The sequence below is a fragment of the Sodalis sp. C49 genome, from assembly GCF_046352915.1.
Classification (GTDB): domain Bacteria; phylum Pseudomonadota; class Gammaproteobacteria; order Enterobacterales; family Enterobacteriaceae; genus Acerihabitans.
Genome location: NZ_CP163303.1, coordinates 2,474,802 through 2,499,668, shown reverse-complemented (window position 1 = coordinate 2,499,668; position 24,867 = coordinate 2,474,802). Strand labels below are relative to the sequence as shown.

Genomic DNA, 24,867 nt, shown 5'->3' with positions numbered 1-24,867 from the left:
GCAGGGCTTATTTCCATGTTAATATACAGTGTTTGAATCAATATCAATATCGAAAGCCTGATAAACGGCATCTTCAAAATCAGCTATAAGCCATAATAAGACGATGACATGATGCCCTCTTTTATTGAAGGGAATGGGAATTGAATGATGCGTTCTTGGTTGTAACTGCGCCGGGAACTGCCAAAAGGGGAACTCTTGGTTGATATTCTCCCAAAACGGACGCAGCTCCAACTGAGCTCGCGTAATACGGGCATTGGGATTCCAGTCGTCGCGGGTAATAAACGCCCGATAGCCTCTGGTGAGCCGTCGCCTATCGTAAAGCCATTCTATGTTTAATATCTGACCGGCGCTCAACCGTATCCTGGGCCATTGACGAATAGCGAACAAGGTGAAGATGGCGATTTGATTATCGGTAAAATTAACTGCACTAATCTCCCCACTTTGGCCGCCACTGAGAATAAAGCCATCCTCGGGCGGAGTTGCACTCCAGACATCATCCTGGAAAGGCCAAAAAACAGCTCCGCCATTGAGATCTGGGAAATTTTTTCCGCCGGTTGCTGTATTGACTTGCAGGGGGCTAAGCCTGCCTAAATCGACCAGGGTTTGCGCACGCGAAGCCGGAGTAACGATAGGCAAGGGTGGCACTGGCGTATCGTCGACGGTCGAGTTTATACAACAGCCTCTGTTGTTATAGCGAATATTATTGGACTGATCCCAATAAGGTGATAAAGAATAACCATCGCGCCAGTTACAACTGTTGCGATAGTCCCTTGAGTAATTGTCGTTAGGATTAACTTTCGATAAATGATCTTTAAGGGTATAATTTTTATTCATGATTTACTCCTGATAAAGCGGAACCGGTATAAATATATGTTGTTTTGATATTTAAGAATTTTGCTGCCAGTTTAAATATCATCGAATAGACAGTGAACAAAATCTTTTAAAAATATGGGATATAATAGGGTCAATGAGCAATAGTTCCGGCCCAGCTATAGGCAGATATGTCCGCAGCTGGACCTTTGTTCCAGTAATGGATAACCTAACCGAAATCGACGTCAAACGCCTGATAGATAGCAATAGGCTGATTGGCTACCAGCCAGAGTAAAATAATGACATGATGACCCCTTTTGTTAAAGGGGAGCACTAAAGGCAACGTTATTCGAGGTTGTAAATCGCCTAGGTGCTCCTGCCAGGGAACTCCCTGATTGAGCGTATTGAAGAACGGAACGGGCTCCAGCTGATTACGCGCAATGCGAACTCTGGAATCCCAATTATCACGTGTGATAAACGCGCGATACCCCCTGGTGACTCTGGGTATGGTGTTCACCCACTGAATGGTCAAGGATTGCGCCGGGTTAACCCGTAATCTGGGCCATTGGTTGAAATTGCCGCCAGTCAGGACACGTAATTCCTCATCTGTGGCATTGACGATATCGCGTGCGTCCCCATTACCGCCGCTGACGATCCGTCCATCAGGCGGGGGATTTGAACTTTCTATATCTGTGTGGAAAGGGAAAAGTACCGGGCCGGCAAATAAGTCAGGGAAATTTTTGCCCCCGGTCATTTCATCAACCAGGAACGGTGGTAAATACCCATTATTGAGCATAATCACCGCGCGCGAAGCCGGTGATACCACACGACCGCTTTGCGGATCGATTGGCTCGTAAAAAGGGTAGGGAGGAGGATAGCCATAATTCTGCCGGTAATCTCCACCCTGACAGTGATCAGGCCGGTAGGGAAGTTGATTATTGTCTATATAACTCATGATGGGTTCCTTGTTATCAGGTAATTGGGGGAAAATGTAATAAGCCGGTTACATTAGCCAAAATCAACATCAAATGCCTGATAAAAGGCAAAGGGTTGATCGGCAACGAGCCAAAGCAATAGGATGACGTGATGGCCTCGTTTGTTAAAAGGTAACGACATATCAAATGTTAAACGTGGCGGTAGACTACCCTGATGAGCGAACCAGGGGCTCGCCTGATTTATTTCATCAAAGAATGGGGCGGGTTCAATCTGCGCTCGCGTTAAGCGTACATTTTGCACCCAGTTATCTCTGGTAATAAAAGCACGGTAACCACGAGTAATTCGAGGGGCATCTATCAGCCATTGGATGCGCAATACCTCAGCGGGATTTACCCGCAGTCTTGGCCATTCCGTAAACTGAGGGCGAAAATTAGCAAATTCCGCATCGGTGAAATTAATTCTACCGCGCTGATCAAGATGACCGCCACTAAGTATAAAATTATCCGGGGGAGGCGTTGCGCTTTCAACATCCTCCTGAAACGGAAAGGGTACTTGCCCACCAAATAAGTTGGGAAAATTTTTGCCACCGGTGGTTTGATTTACCGTAAAGAATTCCAAGCCGTTCACATTCAGAAGAATTTGGGCGCGTGAAGCCGGCGACACTACGCGACCGGTTAGCGGGTCGAGCGGCTGGTAAAAAGGGTAGGGCTCCGGATAAATACCGCCACAGGGCGGTTTGACGGGATAAGGATGAGGCGGCTGTTGCGGACAGTCAGGGCGGTAATTTTCAACCGAATTGTGATCGGCGTTGCGATAGGCATCAGGGCGATTGGGATCTTGATTATAATCTACATGGCTCATAGTTCACTCCTGAAATGAAAAGTAATATATTTAGAAATAGTAGGGCCGTACCATTTTCAAAATTATTACACGGTCATTGTGATTGACGGTTCATGATTAATATGTGATTGCAATCATGAATGTTTTTTGTTGCCAAATGCCTTTTATGCTTGATAACCCTCTCGGCTCAACATTGGAATGAGCGTAAATAACGTTAATCCCGCGCCCGGTTGATATAGACGGCGGCAGGACATAATTTCGTTGCGCATTTAATTTGATTAATATCCACATCAAAGGCCTGATAAAAGCCATTATCAATATCCATACGCGGTCGGTTTGGGATTATAGCCTGTATAATTAATTGCAGAGTTGCTGCGATCCTGGTGCTGATCTGATTGGTAATATTAATATGCCGCCGCAGCGCCATCGGCCAGCGGCGGAGTGTTTATTTGGCTTAACCTATATCCACATCAAAACCCTGATAGAATCCGTTCGGCGAATCGGCAGTTACCCACACCATGACAATAATGTGATGACCTCTTTTGTTAAACGGTATCGGGGCGCTATGAAAAACCCGCGGGATCAACTGGTCACGAAAATTATTGAAGGGAACCAGCGGACTGATATCCTCATAGAAGGGTCTTGATTCGAGCTGCTCGCGGGTAATACGCTGATTGGGGTTCCAGCCGTCACGGGTGATAAACCAGCGATAGCCCCGGGTGACATGCGCCTGTTGATAAAACCATTCCACATTAAATCGCTGGCCCGGCGCTACCCGTAGCCTGGGCCAGCCGGCAAACCGGGGCGCCAGTTGGTTTAGCTCGGCATCGGTAAAATTGACCCTATTACGGTTACCGGTCCTGCCGCCGCTGATGATAAAGCCATCAGGCGGCGGCGCGGCGCCCCAGGCATCGGTTTGAAACGGTGGGGGAGGTGTTCCGCCTGTGGTGGCGGGAAAGTTTTTGCCCCCTTCCATTTCATTGGCTTCCCAGGCCGCCAACAAACCCTCATTGACCAGAAACTGGGCGCGTGATGGCGGGTTTATCACGCGTCCGTGGCGCGCCTCGACTTCCCGGTAATAGTTTTTATCAATGTAGCTGTAACAGTTATCGCGCGGGAAATCCTGCTGGCAAAGCGGAGGCGGATAGTCATGACAGCCGCTTCCTCCCCGGTGAGGGACGTGGCCGCCGTGCCCATAATGATGGGGATCCCGGTAACCGTCCTCATTCCGAGGGTAATTGGCGTAGTCATTCTCATGCTCGCGTTGATCAGGATAATTATCTGGTCTTTCGTTATCATAAGTGCCCATATCTGGCTCCTGTTAGGTCTCAAAAAGAAAAGCGGAATGGCATCCGCGGACTTACCTCTGATACAGGGCAGTATCGTTGAACGCGCGCGAGCGGGGTGTGATGACGCCGGGGAATGGTTTTTATTGCCAGTTGCCTTTTGTGGGGGTAACGCGGCAGTGAGGAAACATTAGGTATTGTGCCGCCGGCAAGAGAAATTTGGTCTGCTTCAGCTAAAATGTAATAATCACCGCCCTTATAGCTAGGCAATTAATCGAGAACATCATGCAGTACCCGCTTAACGAGATTTTCCAGACGCTTCAGGGCGAAGGCTATTTTACCGGCGTGCCGGCGATATTTATCCGCCTGCAGGGTTGCCCTGTGGGCTGCAGCTGGTGCGATACCAAACATACCTGGGAAATGGACCCGCTTCGGGAGGCCCCTCTGGGGGACATTACGTTAAAAACCGCCGACAGCGACCGCTGGGCCACGGTTACGCCGGAGGAACTGCTGGCGATGATTGAACAACAGGGCTATACCGCGCGGCATGTGGTGATTACCGGCGGCGAGCCGTGCATCCACGACCTGTATACGCTGACGCAGGTGCTGGAACAGCAGGGGTTCAGCTGCCAGATTGAAACCAGCGGTACCCACGAGGTGCGTTGCACCAGCCAGACCTGGGTAACGGTGTCGCCTAAAGTGGGCATGCGCGGCGGTATGGCGATTCTGCCCCAGGCGCTGGAACGCGCCGATGAGATTAAACATCCGGTGGCGCGGGAGCGGGATATCGAACAGCTTGATGCGCTGCTGGCCACACTTGAAGACGATAAACCGCGTATTATCGCCCTGCAGCCCGTCAGCCGGCAGGACGCCGCCACGAAATTGTGCATCGCCACCTGCATCGCCCGCAACTGGCGCCTGTCCATGCAAACCCACAAATACCTGAATATCGCCTGATCCGGCGAAACGACAGGCCCGGGCCGGCACCGCCGGGGGCTAAGCCGTTATCCGGCGCGCCGCCGATAGCGCGACTTTGCCAGGCGGATGCCGGAGCCTGTTATTGATCGCCGCGATAGATGCAGCCGGCGGTACAGGTTTCTTTCACCATGATGCCGCTCAGCAGGGGCAGGCGGGGTTTAAGCTGTTGCCAAATCCAGTGGGCCAGTACTTCGCTGGTGGGGTTTTCCAGGCCGGGGATATCATTAAGATAATAATGGTCAAGCTGGTCGAGGATCGGCCGAAACAGCGCCTTGAGCTCGGCGAAGTCGATCACCCAGCCGGTGAACGGATCCACTTCACCGGTGATTTCCACGCGCACCATAAACGAATGGCCGTGCAAACGCCCGCATTTATGACCGTCGGGCACATGCGGCAAACGGTGCGCCGCCTCAAAAGTAAATTCTTTAAATAACGTGGTTACCACTATAGGGCCTCTTGTCAAAACAAACGCTGCATGGTACCGAAATGCGGCTTATGATTCTATGTTATGTGCCGCCAACCCGTAATAAGTTGGCTAAGGGGCCATCAAAACACCATGAACGCGGTCCAATCCTTGCTTTTATTCCTCTCGCCGCGGCGAACCGCCGGGCTGTGGCTGTTATGCGCCCTGACGGCGTGCGCGTGCCGCGTCAGCGCCGCCGGGGGAGAAACGCTCGCCATACCCACGGCCGACGGCGCGATGAGGGTCTATCTCTATCGTCCGATGGCCGATGCGCGCGATATGCCGGTGGTCATGGTGCTGCACGGGGTCAAACGCGACGGCGCCCAGGCGCGGGATCAATGGATCGCCGCGGCCAATCATTACCATTTCCTTATTATAGCGCCCGAATTCCCCGGCACGCGTTATCCCGGCGCGCGGGGCTATATGTTGGGCAATACCGCGGCGGGTCCTGCGGTCCTCCCGGCAGCGCAATGGTCCTATTCCCGTATTGGCGATGTTTTCAACGCGCTGCGGCGCGAGGGCATTACGCGCCGCAGCGACTATCTGTTGTACGGCCATAGCGCCGGCTGCCAGTTTGTCCACCGGATGCTGATGGCGCTGCCGGATATGCCGGCCAGGGCGGTGGTCTGCGCCTCGGCCGGCTGGTGGACGCCGCCGGATCCGCGCCGGTCCTGGCCCTACGGGCTGGCGCGCGCGCCTTTTACCCTGGATGCCGCCCAGGAAGCCCGCTTCTTTGCCCGGCCGACGCTTATCATGGTCGGAGAGCAGGATAGGCGCACCCGGCGCACCGCGATGCGCAGCACCCCGCAGGCCCAGGCGCAGGGAAAGAACCGGCTTGAACGCGCCGGCTGGTATTTCCGGCGTGCGCAATCCCTGGCGGAACAGCAGAAGATGCCGTTTCACTGGCAATTTATCAGCGTATCCGGCGCCGGGCATCAAAGTCCGTTGCTGGTGGATGAGGCGGCCCGCTTTCTTAACCAGTTTAAGTAATAAGTTTTACCGAAATAACTCTTTAGGCTATTTAGTTATTTATTATTGCCATCGCATCCTTTATTGATTGCGTCGCACTGAGTAACCTTACAAACTCTGGTGATCCCTTAATACACGCCCGGCCCTACTGGTACGCACAAGGAAATTCGAACAGCAATGACGACTCAGGCCCCACCAACTTCTTTGCTCCCGCTGAATCCGGAACAACTCGCCCGCCTGCAGGCTGCAACCGGTGATTTTTCGCCGCTGCAGATGGCCTGGGTATCCGGTTATTTTTGGGGGCAGGTCAACCAGACGCCCGTCGCCGGTACCCCTCCGGCGCCCGCGCCGACGCAGGCGCACGCCATTACGCTGCTGTCCGCGTCGCAAACCGGCAACGCCCGGCGGGTGGCGGAACAGCTGCGCGACGATTTGATCGCCGCCAAACTGGATGTCACCCTGGTAAACGCCGGCGATTATAAATTTAAACACATCGCCCAGGAAAAGCTGCTGGTGATCGTCGCCTCCACCCAGGGCGAGGGCGATCCGCCGGAAGAGGCGGTGGCGCTGTATAAATACTTGTTTTCGAAAAAAGCCCCCCGGCTTGCCGATACGCGCTTTGCGGTATTGGGCCTCGGCGATACGTCCTATGAGCACTTTGCCAAGATAGGCAAGGATTTTGACGCGCGTCTGGCCGAGCTCGGCGCCCAGCGCCTGCTGGACAGGGTTGACGCCGATGTTGAATATCAGCCGGTGGCGCAAGCCTGGCGCCGGGATATCGTGGCGCTGCTGAAAGCGCGGGTGCCGCAGGAAAGCGCGGCCCGGCACGAGATAACCCTCAGCGGCGCGGTAGATGAAGTCGATTCCACGCCTTATACCAAAGAACAGCCGCTGGTGGCCGCCATTGCGGCGTCGCAAAAAATTACCAGCCGCAGCTCGCTGAAAGACGTGCGCCATATCGAAATCGATCTCGGCGACTCCGGCCTGCGTTACCAGCCGGGAGACGCCCTGGGCGTCTGGTATGAAAACGACCCGGCGCTGGTGGACGAACTCTTGACGCTGCTATGGCTGGACGGCGGACAAACGGTGGCGGTGGAAGGACAAACCTTATCCCTCGCCGATGCGCTGCGCGCTCATTACGAACTGACCCAGAACACTACCCTTATCGTCGGGGAGTATGCCGCCATGGCCCGCGACGAGGCGCTGCTGGCGCTGACGGCGGACAAGGAACGCCTGCAGCGGTACGCCCAATCGACGCCGATCGTGGATATGGTGCGCCAGGCGCCGGTGGAACTGGGCGCGGATCAGCTGCTGGCGCTGTTGCGTCCGCTAACGCCGCGGCTGTATTCCATCGCCTCGTCGCAGGCGGAGGTCAGCGACGAGGTGCATATCACGGTGGGCGTGGTGCGTTATGAGGTGGATGGCAGGCCGCGCACCGGCGGCGCCACCGGCTATCTGGCCGACCGGCTGGCCGAGGACGATCGGGTACGCATTTTTATCGAGCACAATAACAATTTCCGCCTGCCGGCCGATACCGACGCGCCGGTCATCATGATTGGACCCGGCACCGGCATCGCGCCGTTCCGCGCGTTTATGCAACAGCGGGAAGCGGATGGCGCCGCCGGCAAGAACTGGCTGTTTTTCGGCAATCCGCATTTTACCGACGATTTTCTCTACCAGGTGGAATGGCAGCGCTACAAAAAAGAGGGCCTGCTGACCGCGATTGATTTAGCCTGGTCGCGGGATCAGCCGGAGAAAATCTATGTACAGGACCGGCTGCGGCAAAAAGGCGCTGAAGTCTGGCGCTGGATCGAGCAGGGGGCGCATATTTATGTTTGCGGCGATGCCAACCATATGGCCAAAGACGTAGAGCAGGCATTACTGGACGTGGTAGCCGAGCACGGTGGCATGGACACCGAGCAGGCCGATGAATTTTTAAGCGAGCTGCGCATCGAGCGCCGCTATCAGCGGGACGTCTACTGATGAGTGAAAAACAACCTACTCCCCCCTTATCCGATAATGAACGGCTGAAAGGGGCAAGCAATTTTCTGCGCGGCACCATCGCCGAAGATTTGCACGACGGGCTGACCGGCGGCTTTAACGGCGATAATTTCCAGCTGATCCGTTTTCACGGCATGTATCAGCAAGACGATCGCGATTTGCGCGCCGAACGCACGGAACAAAAGCTGGAGCCGCTGATTAATATGATGCTGCGCTGCCGCCTGCCGGGGGGGATCATAACGCCGCGGCAGTGGCTGGGCATCGAGGCGTTTGCCGCCGAGCATACCCTGTACGGCAGCGTGCGCCTGACCACCCGTCAGACTTTTCAGTTCCACGGCGTGCTCAAACCCGACCTGAAGCAAATGCATCAACTGCTGCACAGCCTGGGGCTGGACTCCATCGCCACGGCGGGGGATGTCAATCGTAACGTGCTGTGCAGCGCCAATCCGGTGGAATCGGTGTTGCATCAGCAGGCCTATGAGTGGGCGAAAAAAATCTCCGAACATTTACTTCCCAAGACCCGCGCCTACGCCGAGATCTGGCTGGACGGCGAGAAAAGCGAAACCACCGACCAGGAGCCGATCCTGGGGCCTACCTATCTGCCGCGTAAGTTCAAGACCACGGTTGTGGTGCCGCCGCTAAACGACGTCGACGTGCATGCCAACGATCTGAACTTCGTCGCCGTCAGCGACAACGGACAACTGGTCGGGTTTAACGTGCTGGTGGGCGGCGGCCTGGCGATGACTCACGGTGATAATACCACCTATCCGCGCAAGGCCAGCGAATTTGGTTATATCGCGCTTGAACATACCCTGACCATCGCCGAGGCGGTGGTGGGCACCCAGCGCGACTGGGGTAATCGTTCCAACCGTAAAAACGCCAAGACCAAATACACCCTGGAGCGGGTCGGGGTCGACACCTTCAAAGCGGAGGTGGAACGGCGCGCCGGCATATCCTTCGCGCCGATCCGGCCTTATCACTTTACCGAGCGAGGCGATCGTTTCGGCTGGGTGAAAGGCGTGGAAAACCTCTGGCATTTAACCCTGTTTATCGAAAACGGCCGTATCCTGGATTATCCGGATCGGCTGCTTAAAACCGGCATGGCGGAGATTGCCCGCATCCATAAAGGGGATTTCCGGCTCACCGCCAACCAGAACCTGATCGTGGCCGGCGTGCCCGCGCGGGACAAGGCCAAAATCGAAGCCCTGGCGCGCAAGTACGGCCTGATTAACGACAGCGTCACCCCGCAGCGTAAAGCGTCCATGGCCTGCGTGGCGTTTCCCACCTGCCCGCTGGCGATGGCCGAGGCCGAGCGCTTCCTGCCGCAGTTTGTCACCAAGGTGGAGGATATCATGTCCGCCCACGGCCTGGGCAACGACGAAATCATCCTGCGGGTGACCGGTTGTCCAAACGGCTGCGGCCGCGCGATGCTGGCGGAAATCGGCCTGGTCGGCAAAGCCATCGGCCGCTACAACCTGTATCTGGGCGGCGATCGCGCCGGTGAGCGTATTCCGCGCATGTACCGGGAAAACATCACCGAAGACGAGATCCTGGCCATTATCGACCAGACTGCCGGACGCTGGGCGGCCGAACGCCATCCGCAGGAAGCCTATGGTGATTTTGTTATCCGCGCCGGTATCGTCAAGCCGGTGGTTAACTCAGCCCAGGATTTTTATGACTAACCCGAGGGGCCACCTATGAGCAGCCTGAACCTGACCGAACTGAACCTGTTGCCGAAAGAAGAACAAACGGCGGCGCTCGCTGATACGAACCGTCAGCTTGAAACCCTGACGGCGCAAGAGCGGGTGGGCTGGGCGCTGGCAAACCTGCCCGGCGAAACGGTATTGTCATCAAGCTTCGGCATCCAGGCCGCGTTATGCCTGCATCTGGTGACCCGCCAGCGGCCGGATATCCCGGTGATCCTGACCGATACCGGCTATCTGTTCCCGGAAACCTATCAGTTTATTGATGAGCTGACCGACAAGCTGGGCCTCAATCTGCGGGTATTCCGCGCGGAACTTTCCCCCGCCTGGCAGGAGGCCCGTTACGGCAAACTGTGGGAGCAAGGGGTGGAGGGGATCGAAAAATACAACCAGATCAATAAAGTCGAACCGATGAACCGCGCTTTAAGCACGCTGAAAGCGCAAAGCTGGCTGGCGGGGCTGCGCCGCGAGCAGTCCGGCAGCCGCGCCCATCTGCCGGTGCTGGCCATCCAGCGCGGGGTATTTAAACTGCTGCCGATCATCGATTGGGACAATAAGCAGGTGTACCAGTATCTCAAAGCCCACGATCTTGGCTACCATCCCTTGTGGGAGCAGGGCTACCTGTCGGTGGGCGACACCCACACCACCCGCAAATGGGAACCGGGCATGAGCGAGGAAGAAACGCGCTTTTTCGGCCTCAAGCGCGAGTGCGGGCTGCACGAAGGTTAACAGCGGCTTCGCCGATAACCAACAACGCCGCCGGAGGCTTAACGTTTCCGGCGGCGTTGGCTATTCGGCATCGACGAGGAGGACGTCAATACCTTTATCGGCGAAAAAATCCAGCAGGGAGGACGGAATGTTATTGTCGGTGATGATTTTATCCACCCGTTCGATACTGATAATCTTATGCAGGCTAATGCGATGGAATTTCGAAGAGTCGGTAACGACGATGATTTTTTTCGAGGCATCGCACATACAGCGGTTCAGCCTGGCTTCGTCTTCATTATGCGTTGTCACTCCCATCAGGGGGTCCAGCCCATCCACGCCTAAAAACAGCATATCGAAATGATAGTTTTGCAACGCGATTTCGGCCTGGCCGCCAAAAAATGATAAGGAGTGCCGCCTGAGCCGCCCGCCGGTCACTAATAAATCCACCCCGGGGGCATCAATCAACGCTTCCGCCACATTCATGCCGTTGGTCATCACGATGACCTCCTCATGATTATGCAGTTGCCGCGCAATTTCATACGTGGTGGTGCCGGAGTCCAGGATAATGGTGCTTCCCGGCGTGATGAGCGACGCGGCCAGTTTGCCGATGCGCTCCTTGATGGTGGCATTTTCCGAACGCTTGGCTTCGATTGACCGCTCCGCTTCCGCCGGGGACGCGGGAGACAGCATCGCCCCGCCATAAGCGCGGGTGGCGACGCCCTGTTTTTCGAGAAAAGACAGATCGTTACGGATGGTCACCGTCGACACATTAAAATCCGCCGCCAACACATTCACCTGCACGCTTCCCTGCGCCTTAAGTTGACTGACAATCCGCTCGCGCCGCGCGCTGGTCGTCATCGTTCTATTGCCAGGGCTCATCACATCGCATCCCTCATCACCACCTCCACTGCCGAAATTTGCCCCGTTGCGCTATAGAACCGCAAAGGAATCCGCCTAATTTCATCACCGCCAAACCTTTCATTCCCTTATGTCTTTCTTATTAACGCTATTGTAGCCACCCCCCAAGATGATGTCGACTGTTTAACCTTTCTTCATCCCCGCGGTGAAACGACGGAATCCAGACCCGACGCCGGCCTTATCCATCCGGCGGCACGTTACCTCCAGGAAAGGGAGGGTAAAGCTATCCATTTCGTTTTCTTATTTTTTGATCTTTATCACAGAGATTGATCTTTCATTTTCTTTCTTTATGGTCATGATGTAATCTTTTTACAACACAACGAAAGATATAAAAGGCAATACTCATGGAAACACAAAGCGCGGCGCTGCAAACGCTGCTGGCCCGGCATAAAGCAGGCCATCCGGTCGGGATCTATGCGGTTTGTTCGGCGCATCCCCTGGTGATTGAAGCCGCCCTGCGGCATGCGCAGGCGGAAAATACGCTGCTGCTGGTGGAAGCGACGTCCAACCAGGTCGACCAATATGGCGGTTATACCGGCATGACGCCGGCCGATTTTTATCACGCCATCATGGACCAGGCCGCGGCGATAGGTTTTGACGCCGGCCGGCTGATTCTGGGCGGCGATCATCTGGGACCCAACCGTTGGCAGGGACTGCCGGCCGCGCAGGCCATGAGCAAAGCGGAAGTGCTGATCGCCGCCTATGTGGCGGCGGGATTTAAAAAGATCCATCTCGATTGCAGCATGGCCTGTCAGGATGACGCCGTACCCCTGAGCGATGAGATTGTCGCAACGCGTTCGGCGCAATTAGCGCAAGTGGCTGAAATCACCTGCCATGACACCTTCGGCTGCCAGGATATTGTCTACATTATCGGCACGGAAGTGCCGATTCCGGGCGGCGCCCAGGAGAATCTGCGGCAGCTGGACGTCACTGCGCCGCAGGCCGCGGCGCGCACAATTACCGCCCATCGCGACGCCTTTGCGCGGCAGGGTCTGGCGGACATCTGGCCCCGGGTCATAGGGCTGGTGGTGCAGCCCGGCGTGGAATTTGATCATACCCAGGTGATCGATTACCAAGCCGGGCCTGCCGCCGCGTTAAGCCGGATGATTGATGACTATCCCTATCTGGTCTATGAAGCCCATTCCACCGATTACCAACGGCCCCAGGCTTACCGGCAACTGGTGCGGGATCATTTCGCCATACTTAAGGTGGGTCCCGCGCTAACCTTCGCTTTGCGCGAAGCGTTGTTTGCCCTGGAGTGCATCGAGGAAGAAATTATCAGCCAGGACCGCTCTGAATTACGCGCCACCCTTGAACAGGTGATGCAAGAGCAGCCCGGGTATTGGCAGCAACATTATCACGGCGATGAAGAGGCTAAGCGATTATCGCGCCGGTATAGTTATTCGGATCGCATCAGGTACTACTGGCCGCATGACAGGGTGCAGCGCAGTTGCCAAAAGCTCATGCAAAACTTGGGGAATCAGGTCATTCCGCTGCCGTTGTTAAATCAGTATTTGCCGGAACAATACGCCAAAGTAAGGGATGGGAAATTAGTTCTCAATCCGAAAGATATTATTATCGATAAAATTATCGATGTGATTAAAGCATATTCATCAGCCTGTCATGAATAATCAAAGGCACGAAAAAATGACTGATTCTGTAAAAGCACCTTATCACCCGGAGCACGCCACGGCGCAGGAAATTATGCAGCAGCCGGCGACCTGGCGCAAAACCCTATTACTGATTGAACAGCAACGGGACCGCATCAATACCTTTTTAACGCCCTTATTGGCCCGTACGGATCTGCGGATTATCCTCACCGGCGCCGGAACTTCGGCTTTTATCGGTAAAATCCTGGTACCGGCGCTGCTGCCAAAATTAAACCTGCGCGTAGAGGCCATCGCCACCACCGACCTGGTCAGTAATCCCCGTGAATACCTGTCCGCTAACTGCCCCACGCTGCTGGTCTCCTTCGGGCGCTCGGGCAACAGCCCGGAAAGCGTGGCGGCAATAGAGCTTGCTAACCAGATGCTGGGGCAATGTTTCCATCTCATCATCACCTGTAATGAACGCGGCCGGTTACACCAGAATTTTGCTCAAAGCGCTAACACCTTGTCATTACTGACGCCGCCCGAAACGCACGATCGCGGCTTTGCCATGACCAGCAGCGTCAGTAACATGATGCTGGCCTGCCTGGCGGTATTTGCGCCCAGGCAGTATAACCTTGCCAGCTTTTTGCCCATTATCGAAAATAGCCAAAATATTATTGAGCAATATCTGCAACGGCCGACCTCATTATTTGGCCAAGATGAATATCATCGCGTGGTATACCTCGGCAGCGGTGGATTGCAAGGTATCGCGCAGGAATCGGCGCTCAAGATTCTTGAGCTTACCGCCGGAAAGATCAGCACCTTTTTTGATAGTCCCACCGGTTTCCGCCATGGACCGAAATCTATCGTGGACGGAAATACCCTGGTCGTGGTGTTTATTTCTAACTCGCCCTACACCAGAAAATACGATCTGGATCTGTTAGCCGAATTAAGGAATGACAACGTGGCGCGCCGGGTGGTTGCCATCGCCGACAGTCCTGTCCCGGGAATAGGCAAGGGCGAATATCTGTATTTGCCAAAGACCACTCATGCCGATGACGCCCATATTGGGTTTTGTTATTTACTCTATGCGCAAATATATGCCTATTTGACATCGCTGCAATCAGGCGCCTCGCCGGATAATCCTTCTCCCAGCGGCGTGGTAAACAGAGTCGTCGAAGGTGTGGTTATTCATAGGCTGGAAATAGAGAAATAAGCTAACCCGCTGCCGCGGTGACCGAATAATACAGCACATGACAGATAATGTCGTTAATCAGGGTATAAATCATGCGTATGGTATCCACAAAATATTTATTGGCACGGGCAAAAACTGAGAATTTTGCCGTGCCCGCGTTTAATATCCATAATGCCGAAACGATACAGGCGGTGCTCGAGGCCTGTCACGAACGTCAATCGCCGGTGATCCTGGCCGGCACGCCCAGTACCTTCAGACATATCTCTTTTAAGGATTTGCACGCCCTTTGCCAATCCTTTGCCGGTACCTTTGATATCCCCATCGCGCTGCATCTGGATCATCATGAGGCCCTTAGCGATATCCGCGATAAAGTTTTTGCCGGCGCCCGCAGCGCAATGATTGACGCCAGTCATTTGAATTTTGCCGACAATGTCGCCTTGGTGCAGGAGGTGACGACGTTTTGCCATAAATATGACTGTAGCGTGGAAGCGGAGCTGGGCAGGCTGGGCGGCATTGAAGATGATAAAAATGTCAGCGCCGGCGCGAGCTTTCTTACCGACCCGGATGAGGCGGTGGACTTTGTTAATCTTACCGGCATCGATAGCCTGGCCATCGCTATCGGCACGGCGCACGGTCTGTATAAAGACACGCCGAAAATAGATTTTGAGCGGCTGGCTATCATCAACGGCAGGATTGACATCCCGCTGGTATTACACGGCGGCAGCGATGTGCCCGATGACTATATTATCCGCGCCGTCAAGCTGGGTATCTGCAAAGTGAATGTCGGGACTGAATTGAAAATTGCCTTTGCCGGCGCGGTAAAAAAATACTTCGCCGCGAATCCGCAGGCGAACGATCCCCGCTTTTACATGCGGGAAGGCATGGATGCCATGAAAGAGGTGGTTTACAGTAAAATCCGCATTTGCGGTTCTGCCGGAAAATTGGCTATCGGGAGTGAATCATGATCTTTCTCGGGGTTGATGGGGGAGGCACCAAAACAGCCTTCGTGCTGATAAACTCGGATGGCGAGATATTGGCGCAGCATGAAGCTTCCACTTGCTACTATTTAAACGTCGGCCGGGAAAACAGCAAAACCATTATCGTCAACGGTATCGCGGAAGTTTGCCGGCGCGCCGAGATCGCGCCGGACATGATTGATTATTCTTTTTTCGGCCTGCCGGCCTACGGCGAAGTCTCGGCGGATGTGCCTTTTCTGGATCAGATTCCCGCCGTGTTGCTTAGCCCGGAAAAATATCGCTGCGATAACGATATGGTTTGCGGCTGGGCGGCAAGCCTTGGCTGCCGGGACGGCATCAATATCGTTTCCGGCACGGGCTCGATCGCCTATGGCGAGCATAATGGAAAAACCTCCCGCTGCGGCGGTTGGGGGGAGCTGTTCAGCGATGAGGGCAGCGCCTATTGGATCGGCTGTAATGCCCTCAATTTGTTTTCAAAAATGTCCGATCATCGGCTGAAAATGGATATTCTCTATGATCTGATTAAAAGCAAATACCACATTGATGTTGATCTTGATATCAATGATCTGGTGTTTAATAAATGGCAAGGAGACCGGACAAAAATCGCGTCGGTTGCCAGGGTCGCCTATGAAGCGGCGGTCGAGGGCGATAAAGAAAGCTATAAACTTTTTTGTACCGCAGCCCGTGAACTCGCCATGATGGTGGATTCGGTGCGCAAAGATCTGGCGTACTCACCCGATGAGACCACCCTGGTTTCGTTTACCGGCGGTGTTTTTAACTGCGGGGATATCATCCTTGATCCTTTTATGCATGAGCTGGCAAATCTCAGCGGTAGCTATTTAGTATGCCAACCAAAATATAATCCCTCTATGGGGGCCGCTATTTATGCCGCAAAGATAAGCGGTAATCCCCTGGCGAACGCTGTTCTCAATAAGCTTAAAATTGGAGAATAAAATGAAAAGCAACTCGTGGATAATCTATACCTTGATGGTGGTATTAACCTGGGGTGTGTGGGGCGGCGTGAGCGCATATCCGACCCAAAAATACAGTTTTCCTGATCAATGGGTTTATATCATATGGTCAATTACCATGCTTATCCCCTGCTACTTTACGCTAAAAGGAAAAAAGATTGATTTTTCCCCGCAGGCGGTACTTTATGGGCTGGCGATCGGGTTTACCGGTGCGGGCGGGCAGTTATTGCTGTTTAAAACCCTCGGCATGGGTGCTCCGGCTTATCTGGTATTCCCCATTATCTCGATTTCGCCCGCAATCACGGTGATAATGTCGCTGGTGCTGTTGAAAGAAAGAATTAATTTTCTCGGTACTATCGGTATTATCCTGGCGCTATTGTCGATACTCGCCTTCAGCATAAGCCAGGGCGACGGTACGACAGTAAGCGGCTCATTGTGGCTGGTGTTTTCAGTGATTATTTGCCTGGCGTGGGGGTTGCAAGCGTTTTTTATGAAAAGGGCGTCCAACAATCACATTGAGGATAGCGCTATCTTCTTTTATATGACGCTAACGGGCCTGATCCTGGCGCCCATCGCCTATGCCATGATTCCTGATAAAAGCGGCAGTTATCCGGCGGCCGCCTATCTTATTACCGCCGCCACCCAGGTATTGAATGCCGTCGGCGCCTTATTCCTGGTGATGGCATTGTCCAGGGGGAAGGCTATCATCGTGGCGCCTTGCACCAATGCGCTGGCCCCGGTCCTTACGGCGGTAATATCATTATTATTGTACCAAACCCTGCCAACCGCTTACGCATTGATAGGCATTATTCTAGCCATTACAGGTTCCACTATTATGGTTTATTCTGAGGAGAAAAGCAGTACCGCGACAATACAGCCCACGCTTTAATAAAAAGCATGGTTTCATTTTATTATTAATTTGCGGACAGTATTGATACCGATTATCTCCGTTGCCACTCAGATCTGATATATGCAAAGGGTAACTGTTTAAAATCAGCCGTTTTACTTTATTATTATGCGCTTTAGGGTAATTGAAACTATTCTTATGGTTGGTTACTGTCATTAATTATAATTTGCTTTCGCTGTAATTCCCGCCATAGAACCGGATTGAATTATGGCGGCCCGGGTATGGGCCTCACCTCGCTGTGATACCGGCATGCGGTTTTCTTACCGCATGCTCCTTATTTCCATCGGGCTAGGATTTAGCCCCCTGCGTCAGTCCTTGCAACAGCGGCCACAACAGTTTCATGCTGTCGCGCGCGCGTTTACCGATTTGTCCGGTCAGGTGAGTATCAAGATACTGGATATTATCGCGCTGGCTCTGGTAACGCGCCATGCCCTGGGGAAAGTTACGACTGGGCTTGCGCTGCAGGCAACTGTCGCCGTTTGTGCCCGAGCCCACATCCAGCACCGCGAATCCCGCCTTGGCAAACGGCAGCGCGTCGCTGGCGCAAGCGGCCGAGGTCCTGATGCCGGGGCTTAAGATCAGTGGGATACCCGCCTGGCGCGCCTGGGCGCCCAGGTTTTTAACCAGTTCCTGCAGGCGGGCGTCGCCGCTGTCCGGGCTGTAATTGACCCGCAGCTTTTCGCCGGCCACCAGGCTGTCGAGGTTGATCACCAGCAGCGTATTGCGTTTTTCCTGCGCGGACATGCGTTGCAGATAATCATCCACGCCCAGGGTTTCCGGCTCCCCGGCGCTGAGCGCCACAAAACGCACGCCCACCGCCAACGTGCCGCGCCCCAACTGCTGCGCCAGACCCAGCATCACGCCGAGGCCGGACGCGTTATCGTCTACCCCCTGTAGCGTCAGGCCGCCCAAATTGTCATTCAGGTCCTTATCGCTGCGCGGCATAAAGGTATCGGCGTGGGCCACTATCAGCACTTCGCCGGGCGCCGCGCCGGCACGGGCGGCGATAACCGAGGTGGCGGTAATTCTGCGCCAGTCGGCTTTGCCGGCGCTGCCGTGGAACAGATAACGGGTATTGAAGGCGCGCAGATCGCTGTGGAAGCCCAGCTCGGTGAACCGACGCTGAAGATAATCCGCCGCCATCAGTTCCGCCGGGCTGCCCGCCATGCGGCCGGGAAAATAGGTAGCGATATAACGAATCTGCTCTTGCGCGTATTGGCTTGGAGTGAAGGCGGCGGCGGGGGCGGAAAACGCCAGCAGGGCGCCGAGGCACAGCGTTAAACGGGCGCGCTTGCTGCGACCGGGGTGAAACATAAAACAGTATCCTTAATAGACGGGAACGGCATCGGTTTTCGCCGCTCAACCCAGCGCTATAGTATGGTACCGCCCCGCGGGCAATACAATTTGTACCCATGGCCGCGACCGGCTGATCGCACGATTCGTTGCCCGCAATCCTCTTGGCGCGCGCGCAGGAAAGGCGCCGTTATTCCATTAAAGCAATTGTAATTCCAATTAACTATTTCATAGAACCTAATCGCAAGACGTATAGTCACATTATTGCTAAGCCAAATCATAAAAGGTAGCTGTGGATTATTTACCTCTTTTTGCCGATCTCAGGCAGCGTCCGGTACTGGTGGTCGGCGGGGGCGAGGTTGCCGCACGCAAGATCCTGCTACTGCAGCGCGCCGGCGCACAGGTCAGGGTGGTTGCGCGCCGGCTTTCCCCCGATCTCGGTCGTCAGGCGCAAGCGGGCTATCTCCAATGGCTCGGGGAGAGTTTTGCCGCCGACATGCTGGACGGCGTGTTCCTGGTGATCGCCGCCACCAACGATCGGGCGCTGAACGCCGAGGTTTATGCCGCCGCCGACCAGCGGCATATCCTGGTCAATGTGGTGGACGATCAGCCCCAGTGTTCGTTTATCTTCCCCTCCATCGTCGATCGTTCGCCCATCATGGTGGCGATTTCCTCCGGGGGAAAGGCGCCGGTGCTGGCGCGCATACTGCGCGAAAAACTGGAATCCCTGCTGCCGGCCTTTCTTGGCCCGATGGCGGAGATGGCCGGCGCTTTTCGCGAGCGGGTAAAACAGCATTTTCCGGTCATGGACGCGCGGCGGCGTTTTTGGGAGCGGGCGTTTAACGGGCGTTTCGCCGGCCTGGCGGCGCAGGGGCGGCATGACGACGCCCAGGCGGCGCTGGAGCGGGAGCTTGACGCGCCGGCCGGACAGGCCGGCGACGTGGCACTGGTGGGCGCCGGCCCGGGCGACGCGGGCCTGTTGACGCTGCGCGCCCTGCAACTGATGCAGCAGGCGGACGTGGTGCTCCACGATTACCTGGTCAGCGCCGAGGTGCTGGAACTGGTGCGGCGGGATGCCGAGCTGATTTGCGTCGGTAAACGCGCCGGCGACTTTTGCATGCCGCAGGAAGAGATTAACCGGCAACTGGTCGAACACGCGCGGCAGGGCAAACGCGTGGTACGCCTGAAAGGCGGGGATCCGTTTATCTTCGGGCGCGGCGGCGAAGAGCTACAGGCGGTGGCCGCCGCCGGCATCCCTTTCCAGGTGGTGCCGGGGGTCACCGCCGCCGCGGGCGCCACCGCCTACGCCGGCATTCCTCTCACCCACCGCGACCATGCGCAAAGCGTGACCTTTATTACCGGCCACGCGCGCCGCGGCGGCGGCGATCTCGATTGGCCGGCGCTGGCGGCGGGCCGCCAGACCCTGGCTATCTATATGGGATTGATGAAAGCAGGGGACATCAGCCGGCAGCTTATCCTGCACGGCCGTTCGCCCTTGACGCCGGTGGCGGTGATAAGCCACGGCACCCTGGCCTCCCAGCAGGTGCTGACCGGTACCCTGGGACAACTCGACACCCTGGCGCAACAGGCGTCCACCCCGGCTTTGCTGGTCATCGGCGAAGTTGTCACCCTTCATGATGAAATTGCCTGGTTTGGCGTCCAACAATCGGCGGCGCAACAGCGCGCGACGTTGGTTAACCTGGCTTAAGGATGTAAAAATGGATCAACAACGACATACTCATTTGCGGCAACTGGAGGCGGAAAGCATCCATATTATCCGCGAGGTGGCGGCCGAATTCGCCAATCCGGTCATGATGTACTCCATCGGCAAGGATTCCTCGGTGATGCTGCATCTGGCCCGCAAGGCGTTTTTCCCGGGCACGCTGCCGTTTCCGCTGCTGCATGTGGATACCGGCTGGAAATTCCGCGAAATGTATGAATTTCGCGATCGCACCGCCAAGGCCTATGGCTTCGAGCTGCTGGTGCACCGTAATCCGGACGGGGTGGCGATGGGCATTAATCCCTTTATCCACGGCAGCGCCAAACATACCGATATCATGAAAACCGAAGGCCTTAAGCAGGCGCTGAATAAATACGGTTTCGACGCCGCGTTCGGCGGCGCCCGGCGCGACGAGGAAAAGTCCCGCGCCAAGGAGCGCATCTACTCCTTTCGCGATCGGTTGCACCGCTGGGACCCGAAAAACCAGCGGCCGGAGCTGTGGCATAACTATAACGGCCAGATCAACAAAGGCGAAAGCATCCGCGTCTTCCCGTTGTCCAACTGGACCGAGCTGGATATCTGGCAATATATCTACCTGGAAAACATAGAAATTGTGCCGCTTTACCTCGCCAAACCGCGCCCGGTGCTGGAGCGCGACGGCATGCTGCTGATGGTGGATGACGACCGTATCGATCTGCAGCCGGGAGAAGTGATCAGCCAGCGCATGGTGCGGTTTCGCACCCTTGGCTGCTGGCCGCTTACCGGCGCGGTGGATTCCACGGCGCAGACCCTGCCCGAGATTATCGAGGAAATGCTGGTGTCCACCACCAGCGAAAGGCAGGGCCGGGTTATCGACCGCGATCAGTCCGGATCGATGGAACTGAAAAAGCGTCAGGGTTATTTTTAAGGAGCGATCGACATGAACACGACCATAGCTAAACAGATCGCCGAACAGGGCGGCGTGGAAGCCTACCTGCATGCGCAACAGTATAAAAGCCTGCTGCGCTTTCTCACCTGCGGCAGCGTGGACGACGGCAAAAGCACCCTGATTGGCCGCCTGCTGCACGATACCCGTCAAATTTATGAAGATCAGCTGACCACCCTGCACTCCGACAGCAAGCGCCTGGGCACCCAGGGCGAGAAGCTGGACCTCGCGCTGCTGGTGGACGGCCTGCAGGCGGAGCGGGAGCAGGGCATCACCATTGACGTGGCTTACCGCTATTTCTCCACGGAAAAGCGTAAATTCATTATTGCCGATACGCCGGGGCATGAACAGTACACGCGCAACATGGCCACCGGCGCGTCCACCTGCGATCTGGCGATCTTGTTAATCGACGCGCGCAAAGGCGTGCTGGACCAGACCCGCCGCCATAGTTTTATCAGTACGCTGCTGGGCATTCGTCATCTGGTGGTGGCGGTCAACAAGATGGATTTGGTGGACTACCGGCAGACTGTCTTTGAACAGTTCAAGCAGGATTACCTGCACTTCGCCGAGGAACTGCCGGTGGATCTGAGCATTACGTTTGTGCCGATTTCCGCCCTTGACGGCGATAACGTCGTCACGCCCAGCGTCGCCATGCCCTGGTATAACGGCCCGACGCTGCTGCAGGTGCTGGAAACGGTCGAAGTCATCAATCTTAATGAACAGCAGCCGATGCGTTTTCCCGTGCAGTACGTTAACCGGCCCAACCTGGATTTCCGTGGTTACGCCGGTACCGTGGCGGCGGGCGTGCTGCGGGTGGGACAGCAGATAAAAGTGCTGCCTTCGGGCGTCACGTCCTCCATCGCCCGTATCGTGACCTTCGACGGCGACGTGGCCGAAGCCTGGGCAGGCGAGGCGGTGACGCTGGTCCTGGCGGATGAAATCGATATCAGCCGGGGCGATCTGGTGGTGGATGGCGCTGAAACGCTGCGCCCGGTGCGCAACGCCCTGGTGGATGTGGTCTGGATGACCGACAACCCGCTGGTGGCCGGCCAAAGCTTCGACATTAAAATCGGCGGTAAAAAGACCCGCGCCCGGATAGAAAATATCCAGTATCAGGTGGAGATCAACAGCCTGACCCAGCGCGTGGTCGACAGCCTGCCGCTCAATGGCATCGGTCTGGTGGAGCTGGCGTTCGACGAGCCGATGGCGGTGGATAAATACCCGCATAACGCCGTGACCGGCGGCATGATTTTTATCGACCGCCTGAGCAACGTGACCGTCGGCGCGGGCATGGTGCGCGAACCCTTGGCGGAGGTCTTTACCGAGCCCCGGCGCCACAGCGAATTCGAGCTGGAATTGAACGCGCTGGTGCGCCGCCACTTCCCGCACTGGGGCGCGCGTGATTTGCTGGGTGGTAAATAACCATGGCCGATCGGCATACCCCATCCCCCGCGGCGCCCGACAGCAATATTGTCTGGCACGAACACCCGATAACCCGGGAGGATCGCGAACAGTTGCACCGGCATCAGGGAACGGTGGTCTGGTTTACCGGCCTTTCCGGCTCGGGCAAATCCACCCTGGCGGGCGCCCTTGAACAGGCTCTGCATCCGCTGGGCATCAGCACCTACCTGCTGGACGGCGATAACGTGCGCCATGGTTTATGCAGCGATTTGGGGTTCAGCGAAACGGATCGCCGGGAAAATATCCGCCGGGTGGGTGAAGTCGCCCGCCTGATGGTGGATGCCGGACTGGTGGTGCTGACCGCCTTTATTTCCCCGCATCGCGCAGAGCGCCGGATGGTGCGCGATCTGCTGCCCGCCGGACGCTTTATCGAAGTGTATGTGGACACGCCGCTGGACATTTGTGAAGCCCGCGATCCCAAAGGCCTGTATAAAAAAGCCCGCGCGGGGCGGTTGCCTAATTTTACCGGCATCGACGCGGTTTACGAGGCTCCCGAGCAGGCGGAAATTCATCTTGACGGCCAACAATTGGTAACACATTTGACCGGGCAATTGTTAGACCTGCTGCGTGGCCGCGTTATCATCAGTTCCTGAGAAGCCGCATCGGTATACCGGCCGTCCGGCCGCGTTACCACCAGCCCAGGAAGTGAGAGGTATGCTGAACGTCACCCAGACCAAGCGCGTCATGCCGGCCAAGGTTATCCCCGCCCCGGTAGCCGAACGCGCCGCCGAAGAGCCCGCTTATGGCTTTTGGGGGGCGATGGCGGGGTTTATCTTCTACTGGCTGGCCTTCGCCATTCCCATTCTTACCTATGGCGCCAATGCGCTATTCTTCCTGCTCTACACCTGGCCTTTTTTCCTGGCGTTAATCCCGGTATCGGTGCTGATCGGCCTGGTGTTCAGCGTTCTGCTGACCGGCCGGCTGATCCTGATGATCGCCTGCACCGGCCTGGCGGTTTTTTGCCTGTTCTGGCTGGTGTTCACCGCGCTCACCGGCTGGTAAAGCGTAAGAATGGGGTTACGACGGGTAACAAACCGTAAAAAAGCATTGGAAATGCGCGTAAAAAAGCAGCTTCAGCGTCTTTTCCCCGTCATTTTGGCGCCCGGTGTGGAGTCCTGGCCCAAGTTATGGGATGATTGGGCTGTCTTTTAGGGGGCGGGGATGGGAAAACTTACGCTGTTATTACTGGTATTGCTTGGCTGGCTGCAATATTCCTTGTGGCTGGGTAAAAATGGCGTGCACGATTTAGTCCGGGTCGAGGACGACGTGTCGGTCCAACAGGCCGGTAATGCAAAGCTTAAAGCGCGCAACGATCAATTATTCGCGGAAATCGATGATCTCAACGATGGACAAGAAGCCATCGAGGAACGATCACGCAATGAACTCGGCATGATTAAGCCGGGAGAGAGTTTCTATCGCCTGGTGCCGGATCAGTCTAAACGTCGGACGGCGGCGCCTGCTTCACAAGACAATCAATAATGACCACGTCGGCCGGGGCATTCCCCGCAACCATTGCTATTCTGCCGGCCGCCGGCATCGGCAGCCGCATGGGCACGGATTGTCCCAAGCAATACCTCGCCATTGGTGGTAAAACCCTGCTGGAGCATGCCATCGACGCGCTGCTGCGCCAGTCCTGCGTGCGCCATGTTATTGTCGCCATCAGTGCGGATGACCCTTATTTCACCTCCCTGCCCATCGGCCGCGACGCGCGCGTCAGTCATGTTATCGGCGGGCGGGAGCGCGCCGATTCAGTGATGGCGGGCCTGCGCGCGGCGCGCGGGCGGGCGGGCGACGAAAAATGGGTACTGGTGCATGACGCCGCGCGTCCCTGCCTGCATCAGGACGACCTGGCCCGCCTGCTGGCGATCACCGCCCATACCGCCATCGGCGGCATCCTGGCGACGCCGGTGCGCGATACCATGAAGCGGGCCGGCGGCGATGCCATCGACCATACGGTGGATCGCAACCATCTCTGGCATGCCATGACCCCCCAACTTTTCCCCCTGGCCCTGCTGGAATCCTGCCTGGCCCGGGCGCTGGCGGACGGCGCGCGCGTTACCGACGAAGCCTCGGCGCTGGAGCACTGCGGCTACCGGCCGCTGCTGGTGGCGGGCCGCGCGGATAATATTAAAGTCACCTGCCCGGAGGATTTAGCCCTGGCAGCATTCTATTTGACCCAATTGCAAAACAGCGCCATTGCATAAGCATAATAATAAG

Annotated in this window: 24 protein-coding genes; 17 read left to right on the top strand and 7 right to left on the bottom strand. The window is 56.1% G+C overall.

The features are described from left to right. Positions 1-18: 18 nt before the first annotated feature. The 4 genes from ABUK12_RS11365 to ABUK12_RS11350 form a co-directional block, all read right to left on the bottom strand. Entirely contained in the window at positions 19-834 is an 816-nt protein-coding gene (locus tag ABUK12_RS11365) for a lytic polysaccharide monooxygenase (protein WP_410016353.1), read from the bottom strand. Positions 835-1,039: 205 nt separating this feature from the next. Next, positions 1,040-1,765 carry a lytic polysaccharide monooxygenase auxiliary activity family 9 protein gene (locus tag ABUK12_RS11360; RefSeq protein ID WP_410016352.1) on the bottom strand — a complete coding sequence of 242 codons (726 nt, stop codon included), beginning with the start codon at positions 1,763-1,765 and terminating at the stop codon, positions 1,040-1,042. A gap of 53 nt (positions 1,766-1,818) precedes the next feature. Next, the gene (locus ABUK12_RS11355) at positions 1,819-2,607 is read right to left on the bottom strand and encodes a lytic polysaccharide monooxygenase auxiliary activity family 9 protein (RefSeq protein ID WP_410016351.1); all 789 of its coding nucleotides are present in this window, start codon (positions 2,605-2,607) and stop codon (positions 1,819-1,821) included. A gap of 433 nt (positions 2,608-3,040) precedes the next feature. Then, positions 3,041-3,895 (bottom strand): lytic polysaccharide monooxygenase auxiliary activity family 9 protein, encoded by an 855-nt coding sequence (locus ABUK12_RS11350; RefSeq protein ID WP_410016350.1) that lies wholly within the window; start codon positions 3,893-3,895, stop codon positions 3,041-3,043. Positions 3,896-4,157: 262 nt separating this feature from the next. Between ABUK12_RS11350 and queE the strand changes: the two genes are divergently transcribed. Next, positions 4,158-4,829, top strand: coding sequence for a 7-carboxy-7-deazaguanine synthase QueE (gene queE, locus ABUK12_RS11345; RefSeq protein WP_410016349.1), 672 nt, complete (start codon positions 4,158-4,160; stop codon positions 4,827-4,829). Positions 4,830-4,929: 100 nt separating this feature from the next. On the opposite strand, the gene queD is transcribed toward queE, so the two are convergent. After that, positions 4,930-5,298: a 6-carboxytetrahydropterin synthase QueD gene (gene queD / locus ABUK12_RS11340; protein WP_410016614.1), complete on the bottom strand. Its 369-nt coding sequence runs from the start codon at positions 5,296-5,298 to the stop codon at positions 4,930-4,932. A gap of 108 nt (positions 5,299-5,406) precedes the next feature. Between queD and ABUK12_RS11335 the strand changes: the two genes are divergently transcribed. The 4 genes from ABUK12_RS11335 (at position 5,407) to ABUK12_RS11320 (ending at position 10,715) form a co-directional block, all read left to right on the top strand. Beyond that, complete coding sequence (locus ABUK12_RS11335; protein WP_410016348.1) at positions 5,407-6,303, top strand: hypothetical protein; 897 nt, start codon at positions 5,407-5,409, stop codon at positions 6,301-6,303. Between the two features lie 156 nt (positions 6,304-6,459). After that, positions 6,460-8,265: an NADPH-dependent assimilatory sulfite reductase flavoprotein subunit gene (gene cysJ / locus ABUK12_RS11330; RefSeq protein WP_410016347.1), complete on the top strand. Its 1,806-nt coding sequence runs from the start codon at positions 6,460-6,462 to the stop codon at positions 8,263-8,265. After that, positions 8,265-9,965: an assimilatory sulfite reductase (NADPH) hemoprotein subunit gene (gene cysI / locus ABUK12_RS11325; protein ID WP_410016346.1), complete on the top strand. Its 1,701-nt coding sequence runs from the start codon at positions 8,265-8,267 to the stop codon at positions 9,963-9,965. Before cysJ ends, cysI begins: the two co-directional genes overlap by 1 nt. 15 nt (positions 9,966-9,980) lie before the next feature. Next, positions 9,981-10,715, top strand: coding sequence for a phosphoadenylyl-sulfate reductase (locus ABUK12_RS11320; protein WP_410016345.1), 735 nt, complete (start codon positions 9,981-9,983; stop codon positions 10,713-10,715). A gap of 60 nt (positions 10,716-10,775) precedes the next feature. Here the strand turns inward: ABUK12_RS11320 and agaR are convergent, their stop codons facing one another. Further along, positions 10,776-11,573: a transcriptional repressor AgaR gene (gene agaR, locus ABUK12_RS11315; RefSeq protein ID WP_410016344.1), complete on the bottom strand. Its 798-nt coding sequence runs from the start codon at positions 11,571-11,573 to the stop codon at positions 10,776-10,778. Between the two features lie 383 nt (positions 11,574-11,956). On the opposite strand from agaR, the gene kbaZ reads away from it, so the two are divergent. The 5 genes from kbaZ (at position 11,957) to ABUK12_RS11290 (ending at position 17,233) form a co-directional block, all read left to right on the top strand. Further along, a complete protein-coding gene (gene kbaZ, locus ABUK12_RS11310; RefSeq protein WP_410016343.1) occupies positions 11,957-13,243 on the top strand; it encodes a tagatose-bisphosphate aldolase subunit KbaZ in 1,287 nt (428 codons plus the stop codon). A gap of 16 nt (positions 13,244-13,259) precedes the next feature. Then, positions 13,260-14,417 (top strand): SIS domain-containing protein, encoded by a 1,158-nt coding sequence (locus ABUK12_RS11305; protein ID WP_410016342.1) that lies wholly within the window; start codon positions 13,260-13,262, stop codon positions 14,415-14,417. Between the two features lie 71 nt (positions 14,418-14,488). Continuing rightward, positions 14,489-15,361, top strand: coding sequence for a tagatose bisphosphate family class II aldolase (locus tag ABUK12_RS11300; protein WP_410016341.1), 873 nt, complete (start codon positions 14,489-14,491; stop codon positions 15,359-15,361). After that, a complete protein-coding gene (locus ABUK12_RS11295; protein ID WP_410016340.1) occupies positions 15,358-16,326 on the top strand; it encodes an N-acetylglucosamine kinase in 969 nt (322 codons plus the stop codon). Before ABUK12_RS11300 ends, ABUK12_RS11295 begins: the two co-directional genes overlap by 4 nt. A 1-nt stretch (position 16,327) precedes the next feature. Continuing rightward, positions 16,328-17,233, top strand: a complete 906-nt coding sequence (locus tag ABUK12_RS11290; protein ID WP_410016339.1) for a DMT family transporter — start codon at positions 16,328-16,330, stop codon at positions 17,231-17,233. A 306-nt stretch (positions 17,234-17,539) separates the two neighbouring features. Here the strand turns inward: ABUK12_RS11290 and ABUK12_RS11285 are convergent, their stop codons facing one another. Next, a complete protein-coding gene (locus tag ABUK12_RS11285) occupies positions 17,540-18,565 on the bottom strand; it encodes an aminopeptidase (RefSeq protein WP_410016338.1) in 1,026 nt (341 codons plus the stop codon). Positions 18,566-18,836: 271 nt separating this feature from the next. On the opposite strand from ABUK12_RS11285, the gene cysG reads away from it, so the two are divergent. The 7 genes from cysG to ispD all read left to right on the top strand — a co-directional run bounded on the left by cysG (position 18,837) and on the right by ispD (position 24,854). Further along, complete coding sequence (cysG, locus tag ABUK12_RS11280) at positions 18,837-20,252, top strand: siroheme synthase CysG (RefSeq protein ID WP_410016337.1); 1,416 nt, start codon at positions 18,837-18,839, stop codon at positions 20,250-20,252. Positions 20,253-20,262: 10 nt separating this feature from the next. Continuing rightward, complete coding sequence (cysD, locus tag ABUK12_RS11275) at positions 20,263-21,171, top strand: sulfate adenylyltransferase subunit CysD (protein WP_410016336.1); 909 nt, start codon at positions 20,263-20,265, stop codon at positions 21,169-21,171. Between the two features lie 12 nt (positions 21,172-21,183). After that, a complete protein-coding gene (gene cysN, locus ABUK12_RS11270; RefSeq protein ID WP_410016335.1) occupies positions 21,184-22,611 on the top strand; it encodes a sulfate adenylyltransferase subunit CysN in 1,428 nt (475 codons plus the stop codon). A 2-nt stretch (positions 22,612-22,613) separates the two neighbouring features. Continuing rightward, a complete protein-coding gene (cysC, locus tag ABUK12_RS11265; protein WP_410016334.1) occupies positions 22,614-23,243 on the top strand; it encodes an adenylyl-sulfate kinase in 630 nt (209 codons plus the stop codon). Between the two features lie 91 nt (positions 23,244-23,334). Beyond that, positions 23,335-23,652: a DUF3561 family protein gene (locus tag ABUK12_RS11260; protein ID WP_410016613.1), complete on the top strand. Its 318-nt coding sequence runs from the start codon at positions 23,335-23,337 to the stop codon at positions 23,650-23,652. 159 nt (positions 23,653-23,811) lie between these two features. Continuing rightward, positions 23,812-24,129 carry a cell division protein FtsB gene (gene ftsB, locus ABUK12_RS11255; RefSeq protein ID WP_331122399.1) on the top strand — a complete coding sequence of 106 codons (318 nt, stop codon included), beginning with the start codon at positions 23,812-23,814 and terminating at the stop codon, positions 24,127-24,129. Then, a complete protein-coding gene (gene ispD / locus ABUK12_RS11250) occupies positions 24,129-24,854 on the top strand; it encodes a 2-C-methyl-D-erythritol 4-phosphate cytidylyltransferase (RefSeq protein WP_410016333.1) in 726 nt (241 codons plus the stop codon). Before ftsB ends, ispD begins: the two co-directional genes overlap by 1 nt. The last annotated feature ends 13 nt before the right edge of the window (positions 24,855-24,867 follow it).